The sequence below is a fragment of the Myxococcus sp. AM011 genome (assembly GCF_013372595.1).
Taxonomy (GTDB): Bacteria; Myxococcota; Myxococcia; order Myxococcales; family Myxococcaceae; genus Myxococcus; species Myxococcus eversor.
The window spans coordinates 1-12,995 of record NZ_JABXEM010000299.1 but is presented as its reverse complement, the minus strand read 5'-3'; the positions used below and the strand labels follow the sequence as shown (position 1 = coordinate 12,995).

Sequence of the window (12,995 nt, the reverse complement as noted above, 5' to 3'; positions counted from 1 at the left end):
ACCCCATCCGCACCAGCCCGCCCCCCGCCGTGCTGGCCCTGAACGTCGACAGCTTCAAGAGCCGCACGTCCAACACCGGCTTCTTCATCCGCAGCGCGTGCGACACGTAGAGCGCAATCGCCCCCACGGCCACCAGCGCCATGCCCATCTGGATGTGGACGGGCACCAACCCCACGCCCAGCGTCTCCGCCGCGCCAATCGTCAGGGTGATGGCCACCGCGGCGATGGCATACCCCCGCCAGTCAAACGGGCCCGGGTGCGGCTGGGGCAGCTCCGGCACGAAGCGCGACACCGCGAGCATGCCCAACAGGCCCACCGGCACGTTGATGAAGAAGATCCACGGCCAGTCCGCCACGCCGAGGATGAGGCCCGCCAGCGGTGGACCGATGAGCGGCCCCACCAGCGCCGGCATCGTGAACCAGCTCAGCGCCGACACCAGCTGATCCCTGGGCGCCGAGCCCACCACGATGAGCCGCCCCACAGGCGTCATCAGCGCGCCCCCCAGGCCCTGGAGTGTGCGGAAGATGACGAGCTGGGGCAGCGTCCGGGAGAAGCCGCACAGCACCGAGGCGATGAGGAACACCCCCATCGCGAGCATGAAGACGCGGCGGGGACCGAAGCGGTCGGCAATCCAGCCACTCGCGGGCGCGAGCACCGCCAGCGCCAGGATGTAGGACGTCAGCGCGAGCTTGAGGTGGATGGGGTCCGTGCCGAAGGCCACGGACAGCGTCGGCAGCGCGGTGGACAGCGCGGTGGAGTCGACGAACTCCATGAACAGCGCGCTCGCCACGGCGATGGACGCGAGCCGGGAGCCTCTGTTGGCGGACGCGGGCGGCGAGCCAGGTGGAGAGGAGCCAGGGGAGTCGGACACCCCTCTTCTATGCACATGTGGCCCCGCGCCTGTCACGCTCGACGACACTCCGTCCGGGGGCCCCCCTGCTCCCGAAGGAGCCAGGGAGGCGGGCATCGGGCCCTGGCTCGCCGGGGCAACGGCCAGGGCGCGAGGGACTCGTCAGGCCGGTCGCTCCAGTTTCCCATCCGCGTGGCGCGCGAAGCGGCCTTCCTCGCGAGGGTGCACCGGGTCGTCGCTCTTCCACGGCCACCCGCCGAAGCCCGTGCGCTGGTAGTCGCTGAACGCCTGTTGAATCTCCTGGCGGGAGTTCATGACGAAGGGGCCGTGCTGCACCACCGGCTCGGCGATGGGCCGGCCCTGGAGCATCAGCAACTCCGTCTCGTCGGGGCCGTTCTCCAGCACCGCGTCCACCTCCGGACGGAGCTGCACGACATGCGAGGCGGGGATGGCGCGGCCCCCCACCTTCAGCGCGGAGCCCTTGAAGAAGTACAGGAAGCGGTTGCTCCCGCGCGCGGCGGCGGGCAGCGTCCAGCGCGCGCCCGGGGCCAGCTTCAGCGTCCAGATGGCCACGTCCGTGTCGGCCCGCGCGGCCCACGACCTGGGCGGCGGTGGCGGGGCCTTCACGTCGCCCAGCGTTCCGGCGACGAGGGTGACTTCGGTGGTGCGCCCCGCCGCATCCCGCGCGACGTGCCGGGGAATGACATTGTTCCACAGCATGGAGAAGTGCGGCGTCACCAGCTTGTCGACGCTCGGCAGGTTGAGCCAGATTTGAAACAGCTCCACCGGGTTGGGCTGGTCCTTCTTCAAGAGCGGGAACATCTCCGAGTGCAGCACGCCGCTACCCGCCGTGAGCCACTGCACGTCCCCGCCCCCGAAGCGCGCCGCCGCGCCCAGCGAGTCCGAGTGGTCCAACAGCCCGCTGCGGACGACAGTCACCGTCTCGAAGCCCCGGTGCGGGTGCTGCGGGAAGCCGGGGACGACGGTGCCGTGGTACATGTTCCAGCCGTCCCGGCCGTCGAAGTCCTGGCCGAGCTGGCGGCCCGCGAGCGACACGGTGGGTCCCATCCGCTCGTTGCCCGTCGGGTAGGCGTCCACGTGGTGCACGCAGAATAGGAAGGGGTCTGGCGTGGGCCAGGGCATCCCCCTGAGCGGGCTCAGGGCCATGACGGCGGGTTGCTCACTTCCCTGCTGCTGACTCATCCCCTGCTCCTCTGACTTTCCGTTGCTCCGCGAGCAGCTCGCGGCCGACGTGGCCCCCGCCACCGCGAGCACCTTCAGCGCCGCTCTCCGACTGACCTCATCACCCAAGGGCCACCTCACGCATGACGCCGTCTCCAGGCTGTAATCCTGGCATGAACGGGGCGCATCCTTTCATGTCCCCGGGCCCGCCAGCCCGCTCATCCCTCCTCCCCATACACGCGGGCCCGGACTTGCCGTAGGGTGCGCCCGCCTTGAACCCCTCCCCGTCCCTCCCCGTGTCCCAAGAGCGCGTGCGCGCCATCGACTGGCTGCGCGGCATCGCCGTGCTGTTCATGGTCCAGACGCACTCGCTGGCGCTGCTCACCCCGGAGCTGCGCAAGAGCGTCTGGGTGGGCCGCCTGCTCAAGGTGGACGGGCTGGTCGCCCCCGCGTTCATCTTCTCCGCCGGCTTCGCGCTCGCGCTCGTCATGGTGCGCAGCGCCGCCAGCGGTCGCCTGCGCGAGCGCGTGCCCAAGAACTTCCGCCGCACCTGCGAGGTCCTCCTCGTCGCATCCCTGGTCAACTGGGCGTGGTTCCCGTTGCTGAGCGAGCCGAAGTGGCTCTTCCGCATGGACATCCTCCAGTGCGTGGGCCTGTGCCTGCTGCTCATGCTGCCAGGGGTCTCCGCGCTGGCCTCGCGGCCTCGGGGACTGGCGGGGCTGAGCCTGGCGCTGGCCTTCATCGTCTTCGCCGTGGCGCCCTTCGGTGAGCACGTGCCCGAGCCCTTGGCCACGCTCACCAACAAGTCCTCCTTCGCGCCCTTCCCCCTGCTGCCATGGATGGGCTTCGCGTGGCTGGGCGCGTTCGCCGGAAGCCTCGCGGGCGCATGGGGCCGGCGTCCCCTGGCCGTGGCGCTGCTCATGCTCGTCGCGGTGGGCGCCATCGCCGCGGCGTCGGGAGACTTCCTCTTCCAGCTCTACCCGCACCACCGCTTCTTCGTCTCCAACCCGTCGAACTCGGCGGCCCGCTTCGCGTGGGTCTGCGCCGTGCTGCTGGGGCTGATGGCGCTGGAGGCCCGGGTGCCCGGGGACCATGCGCCCTCGCGGCTGCGGCGGTTCATCGAGGTCTTCGGGACGTCGTCGCTCTCCGCCTACTTCTTCCACGAGATGCTGCTGTTCTACCGGATTGGAGGCGTCTTCTCGTTCCAGCGCTTCTGGGGAGACCGCAGTGGCTGGGGCCAGTACTGGCTGCTCACCGCGGCGCTCATCGTCGCCACGTGGATGTTGTGCCTGGCGTGGGACCGGCTGGAGCACCTCGTGCGCACGGCGCTCCGGAGCCTGGGCAGGAGGCTGCGTCCCGCCGTGCCTCAGTGAGCGTCGGTTGAGAGGCGCTCGAACGCGGAGATGACCTCCGGCGGAGCCTGGACCAGTTCGATGAGCACGCCCTCGCCGCCGTAGGGGAACTGCTCGTTGCCCTTGGGGTGCACGAAGCAGATGTCGAAGCCCGCGGCGCCCTTGCGGATGCCTCCGGGGGCGAAGCGCAGGCCCTGCGCTTCCAGCCACTTCACCGCGACGGGCAGGTCGTCGACCCACAGGCCCACGTGGTTGAGCGGCGTCTCGTGGACCCGGGGCTTGCCCTCCGGATTGACGGGCTGCATCAGGTCCACCTCCACCTTGAAGGGCCCCGCGCCGGCGGTGACGATGTCCTCGTCCACGTTCTCCCGCTCGCTGCGGTAGGTGCCATGAGGCGTCAGGCCCAACAGGTCCACCCAGAGCTTGCGGAGCGGGGCCTTGTCGGCGCCGCCGATGGCGATCTGCTGGATGCCCAGGATTCGGAAGGGTCTCGAGGTCTGCATGGGCCTGGAACCTACCGGGAAAAATCGCGGGAATAGACCCATTTGTCAGGTCGTGCGTTTCGATGCGGCGCCTGTTGATTCCGTCCCCCGGAGAACACATGTCCCAGACCTTCCTGAAGCGCCGTTTGACCCAGTGGGGAAGTGCCCTGCTCGTCGCCTGTGTCCTGCCGGCATGCTCCTCCTCATCCCAGAACGAGAAGCAGGGCCTGAGGGCCGCCGAAGCGCGCCCCACCGCCCAGGCCAACGCCGAGGCGGCCCCGCCTCCGAGCGCCTCGCCCCAGGACTTCGCCGCCGACGAGGGGAGCACGGACCAGAGGAAGACCGCGGCCGCGCAGCCCAAAGAGGACCGGGCCATGAAGGCGCCCCGAGGCATCGAGGCGGAGATGATGCGTGCGGCACCCGCCCCCGAGCCCATGATGGCCGCGCCCGCCACCGCCACGCTGGGAGGAGGCGCGGTGGCCGGTGGCGTCATCGGAAGTGTCCAGGGTCCTCCGCCGGCGAAGCCCTCCCGGATGGCCCCCACGAAGAAGCTCGAGGCCAGCGCCCGCCTCACGGAGAAGGACCTGGACGGGGTGGACACCGGTGGCCCGCGGCAGGGCAACACCTTCGAGGCGTGGAAGCCCAACGCCTTCACCGAGACGAGCAAGGACCCGCTGTCCACGTTCGCCGCGGACGTCGACACCGCGTCGTACACGGTGGCCCGCCGCTACCTCCAGAACGGCAACCTGCCGCCCTCCTCCGCCGTGCGCGTCGAGGAGTTCGTCAACTACTTCAAGTACCGCTACACCCCGCCGGAGACGGGGGCCTTCACGGTGCACCTGGAGGCCGCGCCGTCGCCCTTCGACTCGAAGCGCCACTTCGTGCGCGTGGGCGTGCAGGGCAAGGTCGTCTCGCGCTCGCAGCGCAAGCAGGCGCACCTGGTGTTCCTGGTGGACACCAGCGGCTCCATGGCGTCGCAGGACAAGCTGCCGCTCGCCAAGGAGGCCATCAAGATCGCCGTGAAGAACCTCAACGAGAACGACACGGTGGCCATCGTCACCTACGCGGGCTCCACGCGTGAGGTGCTGGCGCCGACGCCGGCCACGGACGTGAAGACCATCCACGCCGCGCTGGACACGCTCCAGTCCGGTGGCGGCACCGCGATGGGCACCGGCATGGAGCTGGCCTACAAGCACGCGGTGAAGAAGGCCTCTGGCAAGGTCGTCTCCCGAGTCATCGTCCTCACCGACGGCGACGCCAACATCGGCCCCACGCTGAGCCCGCAGGCGATGCTGGAGAGCATCCACAAGTACGTGGCCGAGGGCGTCACCCTCACCGCCGTGGGCTTCGGCATGGGCAACTACCGCGACGACATGATGGAGAAGCTCGCGGACAAGGGGAACGGCAACTGCTTCTACGTGGACAGCTTCAAGGAGGCGAAGAAGGTCTTCGAGACGCAGCTCACCGGCACGCTGGAGGTCATCGCCAAGGACGTGAAGCTCCAGGTGGAGTTCAACCCCGCCGCCGTGCGCCGCTACCGCCTGATGGGCTACGAGAACCGGGACGTGGCGGACAACGACTTCCGCAACGACAAGGTGGACGCGGGTGAGATTGGCGCGGGCCACAACGTCACCGCGCTGTACGAGGTGGAGCTGGTGAAGGACTCGAAGGAGTCGCTCGCCACCGTGCGAGTGCGCGCCAAGGCGCCCAACGGCACCGAGGCCGCCGAGCAGTCCTTCCCCTTCGAGCGCTCGTTGCTGCGCGCCTCGGTGGAGGCCTCCTCGCCTGACTTCCGCTTCGCCCTGGCCGTCGCCTCCACCGCGGACATCCTCCGGGGCAACCCGGCCGCCGAGGGCTGGAGCCTGGCCACCACGCAGAAGCTCGCCGAGGGCGCCGCCGCTGGTGACGCGGACCGCAACGAGTTCGTCAAGCTGGTGTCGCAGGCCCGCGCGCTGTCCGGCGCTTCCGCCCGCGGCGAGTAGGCAGGCCCAAGCAGGTTGCAGGGGGAATGGGGTGGAAGGCCCGGGGGGCGCCTTCCACCCCATCGTTTTTTCGGACCGGTCCGAGGGACGCGCTCAGTACGCGACGACGGTGGGCGCCGTGGTGCTGGTGAAGAAGTCCGGGAAGGTGGCCACGTAGTTGCCGCCAGTGCCCGTCTCCCCGCCGATGCGGCCCGACTTCGACCCACCCACCGTCAGCGTCGTGCCATCCACCTGGATGCTCAGATAGGACAGGAAGACGCTTCCCGTGCCCAGGTACACCGCGAGGCCGGAGGTCCGCTCCACGGTCATCAGCTCCGGGTCCACGTGCCTGAGGCCCACCGTCACGGGCGAGCTGCCGCTGTAGTTGTTCTTCATCGTGTACCCCACGGCCACGCCCAGGTCATTGGCCGCCAGCGCCAGGCTGGGAGTGACAATGACGGAGCTGCCTACCCACGCACTCGCCGCGGGCCAGCGGCACGACTCCGTCGCGAGCCGGGACAAGGTGATGTCGTGAATGGGCGGAATCGTGCCCGCCCGGACCGCCGAGGTGAGCTCGAAGGTGCAGCCTCGGGACACCGCCAGGACCAACGCCGACTCCTGGGTGCCAGGCACCTCCTCCACTCCGCCCGGGGACTCCTCGCCACCACACGCCGGGAGGACCACCGCTGCACAAAGACAGACAGCGCGCCTGAAGGATTTCATGACGTGACGACCCCCTTGTTCGTTTGAAAGCGGCGGCACGCTAACAGTCCTGCAAGTCATTGCATCGACATTTCCGTGAACGAGGGCCAGGCACCGCGCGGACGCGTTGCGGTATCCTTCGGGACGTATGCGCCCATCCCACCTGCCCTCCCGACGTCTGCTCGTTCCCATGGCCACGCTCTTCCTCGCGTGTGGCGGATGCAGTGATGACCCCAGCGGCGGAGGAGTGCCCCTGGGCGAGGAGCAGAAGGGCATCGCGACGTACTACGACGCCACGGGCGCGGGGAATTGCAGCTACGACGCCAGCCCCAACGACTTGATGGTGGCCGCGATGAACACCCCGCAGTACGCCAACAGCGCGGCGTGTGGCCAGTGCGTGGACATCCAGGGCCCCAGTGGCAACGTGCGGGTTCGAATCGTCGACAGGTGTCCGGAGTGCGAGGCCGGCCACCTGGACCTGAGCCGCGAGGCCTTCGCGAAAATCGCCGAGATGCGCCTGGGCCGCGTGGACATCACCTGGAAGGTGGTCTCCTGCGACGTGGCCGGTGGCCTGGAGTACCACTTCAAGAACGGCAGCAACCCGTGGTGGACCGCCATCCAGGTGCGCAACCACCGCGTACCCATCTCCAAGCTGGAGTGGCGTCGCGGCGACGGCGCGTGGAAGGACGTCCCGCGCCAGGACTACAACTACTTCGTCAACGACAGCGGCATGGGCGAAGGCTCCTTCACCGTGCGCGTGACGTCGACCACCGGTGAGCAGGTGGAGGACACCCTGCCCCGCGTCATGGACGACGATACCTTCGAGGGCTCCGCCCAGTTCCGCTGATCCGGACCTTCTTCTAGAGGGCCGAGGCTCGACACACCGTCGAGCCCCGACCTCGAGAAGGCCCGGCGACTACCGACGCAGCATGGAGCGCAGCAGCTCCAGCGCCTCGGTGACGTTCTGCCAGACCTGGAGAGACTTCACGTTCTCACCCTCGCCCTGCACCGCGCGACGGGAGGCTCGCTCCAGGGGCAGCAGCACGCCCTCCACCAATTCAATCTGCCGACTCAGCTCCGCCGGAGACGGCCCGGCCACGGCGGCGCGCTGGAGCGCCTCCGCGGGCATCTGCGCGGACACGTTCACCGGCCGGTCCGCCAGCGCGGCGAGCGCCCGGGAGAGCTGCTCCATGTACGGCCCGAAGTCCTGGGCCGGCGCCTGCTGGACCACGGGCGCCTGGGAGGCCGTCGCCACGCGTTCCGTGAGCGCCTTGAGGAGCTGGGCCAGGTGCTTGAGGTACGGTGCCAGGTCGTGCGCCGGCGTGGGCGGGGCCACCGGAAGAGGCGCAGGCGTGTCCTTCACCTCGCGCCCCACCTTCGCCACTTCCAGCACCGCGTCGCGCAGGGCCTCCAGGTACGGCAGCGCCTCGGCCGTCGGGTCCTCGTTCCGATCCGCCGAGCCCTGCTGCACCAGGGTGGCCGCGTCCCGCACCGCGTCTCGCACGGCGCCGAGCTGCTCCTCGATTCCGCTGAGCTGGCCGGTGACGCGGGCCACGGGGTCGTCCTCCTTGCCCCCCATGCGCTTGACGCGCGCGAAGCCCTGCTTGATGTCCTCCCACCGCTTCGCCTTCTCCGGCGTCAGGCGTCCGCGCATCTCCGCCAGCTTGAGCAGGTTCTGCTCGGCCGCGGTGGTGAGCGTCTGGGACTCGCCCTGGTAGTGGTCGTCGATCAGCCGCTCCAGCTCCGCGTCCGTCATGGCCGCGACGAGCTTCTCCGACAGCTTGTTCATGTTGCGGTAGGAGCCCTGGAGCTTGAAGGCGGGCTCCGCGCGGAAGCGCTCATCCTGCGCCGCCGAGGCGATGTACTGCATGTTCACCTTCAGCAGCACCGACTGCACCCGGAACATCCGCTGGAAGATGGCGATGATCTCCTGCAACTCCGCCGCCGCGTAGCCGTGCTTCAGCTCGCCCGCGGGAACCTCCTCGCCCTGCGCCATGCGGAGCAGGCGGTGCGTGTCCGCCGCGTCACGCGTGGCCAGCGGCGCCGTCACCGGGTTGGAGGTCAGCGCGTTCTCCAGATAGCTCAGCGCGAACAGGTGCTCCTTCCCATCGAGAATCTCACCCAGGTTGTAGGTGTCCGCGCGGTTGGCGAGCATGTCCGGAATGCGGAAGCGCTCACCCGTCTCCGTGTAGGGATTGCCGGCCATGACCACGCAGAACTTCTTGCCGCGCAGGTCATAGGTGCGCGTCCGGCCGTTCCACACGCCCTCCACGCGGCGCTGGCCGTCGCAGAGCGAGATGAACTTCTGGAGCAGCTCCGGGTCCGTGTGCTGGATGTCGTCGAGGTAGAGCATCACGTTGTTGCCCATCTCGAAGGACAGGTTGATGCGCTCCACCTCCTGCCGCGACGTGGCGTTGGGCGCCTCCGCCGGGTCCAGCGACTTCACCGAGTGGCCCAGCGCGGGGCCGTTCACCTTGACGAAGGTGAGGCCGAGCCGGCTCGCCACGTACTCCATCAACGTCGTCTTGCCGTAGCCCGGAGGCGACATGAGCAGCAGCATGCCCATCCGGTCCGTGCGCTTGCCCTCGCCCGCCGCGCCCAACTGCTTGGCCAGGTTGGCGCCAATGAGCGGCAGGTACACCTCGTCGATGAGGCGGTTGCGCACGAACGACGACAGCACCTTCGGCGTCAGCTCCTCCAGGCGCAGCTTGCGGCGCTCGCGCTCCAGCAAGTCCCGGAGCAGCCCCCGGTACGTCTGGTATTGCGGCACGCGGAGCTGACGGAACTCGCCCAGGCGCGCCAGGAACTCATCCAGGCGCAAGGACAGCTTCCGGTCGTGCACGCGCGAGTGACTGCCCAACAGGCCTGACACCTCGGCCGCTGTCAGCGCGCCCGCGGGCTCACGGTCCAGCTTGCGCTCGGTGAGCAGCAGCACCGCCGTCTCCAGTGCGAAGTAGCCCGCGTCACCGGGGCCGCCTTCGCGCTGGGCCAGATACGCCTCCACCCACGCCTTGGCGATGAGCAGCCGCGCGGACAGGTCCTTCTCCAGCCCGCGCAGGTCCTCCTCGAAGGCGGTCCGCGTGCCCTGCCGCTCCAACTGCGCCAGGAACGCGTCGCGCAGCACCACCGCCTCGCCGCTCGTGGTGAAGCGGGGCCGGTCCACGGCCAGCTCCTCCACCAGGTAGCGCCCGGCCTGGCGCGCCTCCGCCGGCGAGTGCGCCAGCCCCTGCGCCTTGAGGAACGCCTCCACGGCCTCGCCCAGCGCGAGCCCCAGCTCGGACAGGCTTCCGACGGAGGAGAAGGTCTGCCGCAGCCGCGCCAGGCTTCGCGCCCGACGGTGCAACAGCGTCCGCGCGGCCTCGTCGGTATCGAAGGCCCAGTACAGCGAGGCCCACGCCCGAGGCACCGGCGCGAAGCGCAGGAGGCCCGCGCCCTGGTGCAGCGTCAGGAGCTTCTCCAGCACCGCCGCCGCGTCCACGTCATGCACGCCGCGCTCGTAGCCCTCGTCGAAGCGGTCCGCCGCGTAGGCGCGCACCTTCTCCAGCAACGTGCCTGCAATCACCGCCTCGTGCAGCGCGGACAGCGTCAGCCCGCCCTTGCCGTCCTCCGCGTCGGAGAGGATGCAGGAGGCCAGGTACTCCACGCGGTACACGTCCCGCGTCTCGGAGACGAGGTGCTGCTCCCAGAGGCCCTGGTGCTTGAGCAGCTCCGGGTCCTCCAGCTTCTGCGCGTAGTCGGAGCCGGTGAGCTGGAGGTAGAGCGCGCCGTCGCGCGGCACCAGCGTCAGGTCCAGTGGCTGCGTGTTGACGTTGAAGCGGTAGGTGCCCAGCTTGATGAGCGAATCGCCATCCGCGAACAGGTCCTGCTTGTCGCGCAGCGCCCGCAGCGCGTCCTGCTTGGCGGACTTGAGCCGCGACAGCACCTCGTCCGAGCGCACGCTGTCCTGGAGTCCCAGGAGCTGCTCGGAGAGCTGGCGCAGCTTGAGGATCATCGCGTCGGTGGCGAAGTACCCGTTCAGCTCGTCATCCGACTTGAACGTCTTGGAGCGGCGCTGCACGCCCTGGAGGATGCGCTCCGCCGCGCCGAAGAGGCTCTGCGCCCGACGCTGCCGCTCGTCCACCAGCGTCTGCTTGCGGGCGCCGAACGCCTCCAGCAATTCCTCGCGCTTCTGGGTGATCTGCCCGAGGAACTCGTCGAACTCCCCGAAGCGCCCTTCCAGCTCCTCCAACTGCACCGTGAGGCGCGACAGCCCCTCGTCGCACTTCTCCGGCAGGTCCGCCTGGGCCAGCGCGTTTTCAATCGCCTGCCCCAACAGCTTGAACTGGGCGCCGAACTCCGCGCGCTTCTCCCGGCTGGACAGCTCCTTGCGCTTGGCGGCGAGGCTCGCGCGCACGCGGTTGAGCCGACCGAACAGCTCGGAGATGCCCTCCAGGATGCGGGCGCGCGCCAGCGGGTCTCCCACCTGGAGCCCACCCACGACTTCACCCAGCACCGTGAGGCCCTGGGCCGTCTTCTCGATGTCCTCGCCCAGCGGCGCCAGCTCCACCGTGGTCTTCACCGGCTCCAGCTTCGCGAGCAGCTCGTCCAGGCGCGCGGCCAGGGGCTGCAGCGCCTCGCCCTTCTGGAGGAAGTCCACGCAGCCGGAGCTGGTGTTGTCGGACGCCTCCACCACCGCCTTCTCCAGGGCGTCCACGCGCCCCAGGTCCATGTAGCGGATGTCCTTCAGCGTGATGAGGTGGCCGCGCTGCTGGCGCAGCTCCGCCAGCACGTGCATGAACTCCTCGGCCGAGGTGAGCAGCTCCGGCTGCACGCGCCCCAGCAGCTTCGTCTGCGCCTTCTCCGCCTCCGCCAGCGACTCGAACGCGCGCTTCTGGAGGGCGAGCACCTTCTCGAACTCATCGATGATGAGCTCGGACGTCCGGCGCAGGAGCTCCACGGGCTCCTGCAGACCCGTCTCCGCGTGGCCCAGCCAGTAGTACGCATCCAGCGCGCGCGTGGCCGCGGCGACCAGGTCCTCGTACGTGCGGCGGTTGGGCTTGTCCGTCTTCGCGACGCGCTGAATCGTCAGCGCGTCGGAGATGCCGCGCACCAACTCCGCGTTGCCCACCTTGCCCAGGTAGCCGGGCGCCGCGGGCACCGACGCCGCGTGCTCGTCCGACACGAAGGGCGTCTGCCACACCTGCATGGGGTGCACGCGCGTGGGCTCCTGCGACGTCTCGCGGAACACCACCAGCCCGCCGTCCGCGAAGAGGCTGTAGCCGTTGCACACCAGCGGGTTCTGCACCTCCTTGCGCACCAGGTTGTACGGGAAGAGCAGGTACCGGCCCTCCTCGCGCTGGTGGAAGATGTAGAGCACGTCTTCTCCGTTCGGCGAGCGGATGACGTGCTTGAACTCCATCCCCGAGCCGGTGGCCTCACCGTCGAAGACCTTGTAGTCGCCCGTCTGGAGGTAGTACCCGCCGGGGAAGATGATGCCCTGGTCCTCGGGCAGCCGGATGCAGGCCTGGCCGATGGCGTCGATGCGCAGCACGTGCTGCGTGCGCGAGTTGAACACCAGGTAGCGCTGGGCCTTCTCGCGGAAGGGCAGCACGCGAATGAGGATGAGCGTGCCCACCTTGGCCCAGGCGAACCGCGCGTCGTCCAGCGACTGGTTCGCGTCCTCCACCGGCTCGCTGTAGATGCCAAGGCCGGACGAGGTGTTGTTCTCCACCTTGACGGTGAGGTCGCCCTTCACCGTCTCCACGAACACCTGGTCCAACACGTTGACGTGCGGGTGCTGGCCCAGCACGTAGTTCTCGCGCGTGGCCACCGTCCACTCGAAGTCGTGGGACGGGGGGAAGACGTGGTCCTTCTCTCCCTGGTTGTCCAGGTAGGTGGCGCGCCCTTCCGTGTCCAGGTTGAAGCGGAACACCTTCAAGTCACGAGCCGTCTGGCCCGTCTGGAAGATGGCCAACAGGCGAGCGTCCTTGCGCCGCAGTTGCAGGAGCTTCGCGTCCTTGTAGTACCGGTACAGCTCGCTGAAGTCCTTGATGAAGCGCGGGTCCGCCAGGAAGCCGCCCGCCTCCGTGTGCGGCACCGCGGACAAATCAAACCCGTCGGCCGTCTTCTCGAAGCGGTGCAGCGAGAAGACATCCGCGACGGACGTCTCCTTCTTCAATCCGATGAAGACGTTGTAGCCGAAGAGCAGGTACTTGCCGACGCTGACGATGTCGCGCGCCACGCAGTTGTTCTCGGTGCGCACCCGCTCGTTGCCGGTGACCGCCAGCTCCGAGCCGCCGAAGAACGCCTTGCGCCGCGCATTGAGGTCGTTCGCCTTCGCGCCCAGCACGTCCGCCTGTGCCAGGAGGCGCGTCCGGATGACCTCGTAGCTCCCCCCCTCTAGCGCCGTCTCGCCCGTGGGCGCCGCGCCCTTGCCACCGTCAGTTGCCATGAGTGCTCACCGGAAATTTAGCGGGGACCCCGCCCC

Annotated in this window: 8 protein-coding genes; 3 read left to right on the top strand and 5 right to left on the bottom strand. The window is 69.2% G+C overall.

Features of this window, described 5'->3' with window-relative positions:
• Positions 1 to 772: MFS transporter (locus HUW62_RS40115; RefSeq protein ID WP_176437426.1), on the bottom strand; the 772-nt coding region annotated here is incomplete at its 3' end.
• Between the two features lie 240 nt (positions 773 to 1,012).
• Complete coding sequence (locus HUW62_RS40110) at positions 1,013 to 2,053, bottom strand: pirin family protein (RefSeq protein WP_176437425.1); 1,041 nt, start codon at positions 2,051 to 2,053, stop codon at positions 1,013 to 1,015.
• A gap of 251 nt (positions 2,054 to 2,304) precedes the next feature.
• Here HUW62_RS40110 and HUW62_RS40105 point away from each other — a divergent pair, with 251 nt between their 5' ends.
• Positions 2,305 to 3,405, top strand: a complete 1,101-nt coding sequence (locus HUW62_RS40105) for a heparan-alpha-glucosaminide N-acetyltransferase domain-containing protein (RefSeq protein ID WP_176437424.1) — start codon at positions 2,305 to 2,307, stop codon at positions 3,403 to 3,405.
• Here the strand turns inward: HUW62_RS40105 and HUW62_RS40100 are convergent.
• Positions 3,399 to 3,887 carry a VOC family protein gene (locus HUW62_RS40100; RefSeq protein WP_176437423.1) on the bottom strand — a complete coding sequence of 163 codons (489 nt, stop codon included), beginning with the start codon at positions 3,885 to 3,887 and terminating at the stop codon, positions 3,399 to 3,401. The genes HUW62_RS40105 and HUW62_RS40100 overlap by 7 nt on opposite strands.
• Positions 3,888 to 3,985: 98 nt before the next feature.
• Here HUW62_RS40100 and HUW62_RS40095 point away from each other — a divergent pair, with 98 nt between their 5' ends.
• The gene (locus HUW62_RS40095; protein WP_176437422.1) at positions 3,986 to 5,848 is read left to right on the top strand and encodes a von Willebrand factor type A domain-containing protein; all 1,863 of its coding nucleotides are present in this window, start codon (positions 3,986 to 3,988) and stop codon (positions 5,846 to 5,848) included.
• A gap of 93 nt (positions 5,849 to 5,941) precedes the next feature.
• Here the strand turns inward: HUW62_RS40095 and HUW62_RS40090 are convergent, their stop codons facing one another.
• Positions 5,942 to 6,469 carry a hypothetical protein gene (locus HUW62_RS40090; RefSeq protein WP_368670599.1) on the bottom strand — a complete coding sequence of 176 codons (528 nt, stop codon included), beginning with the start codon at positions 6,467 to 6,469 and terminating at the stop codon, positions 5,942 to 5,944.
• Positions 6,470 to 6,677: 208 nt separating this feature from the next.
• Between HUW62_RS40090 and HUW62_RS40085 the strand changes: the two genes are divergently transcribed.
• On the top strand, positions 6,678 to 7,376 hold the full coding sequence (locus HUW62_RS40085; RefSeq protein WP_163867019.1) for an expansin EXLX1 family cellulose-binding protein: 699 nt from the start codon (positions 6,678 to 6,680) through the stop codon (positions 7,374 to 7,376).
• 69 nt (positions 7,377 to 7,445) lie between these two features.
• Here HUW62_RS40085 and HUW62_RS40080 read toward each other — a convergent pair whose 3' ends face one another.
• Positions 7,446 to 12,959, bottom strand: a complete 5,514-nt coding sequence (locus HUW62_RS40080) for a DNA repair ATPase (RefSeq protein ID WP_176437420.1) — start codon at positions 12,957 to 12,959, stop codon at positions 7,446 to 7,448.
• Between the last annotated feature and the right edge of the window lie 36 nt (positions 12,960 to 12,995).

Coding starts and splice junctions, on each gene's coding strand:
- HUW62_RS40085 (WP_163867019.1), top strand. CDS start 6,678: ATGCGCCCATCCCACCTGCCCTCCCGACGTCTGCTCGTTCCCATGGCC.
- HUW62_RS40110 (WP_176437425.1), bottom strand. CDS start 2,053: ATGAGTCAGCAGCAGGGAAGTGAGCAACCCGCCGTCATGGCCCTGAGC.
- HUW62_RS40080 (WP_176437420.1), bottom strand. CDS start 12,959: ATGGCAACTGACGGTGGCAAGGGCGCGGCGCCCACGGGCGAGACGGCG.
- HUW62_RS40100 (WP_176437423.1), bottom strand. CDS start 3,887: ATGCAGACCTCGAGACCCTTCCGAATCCTGGGCATCCAGCAGATCGCC.
- HUW62_RS40095 (WP_176437422.1), top strand. CDS start 3,986: ATGTCCCAGACCTTCCTGAAGCGCCGTTTGACCCAGTGGGGAAGTGCC.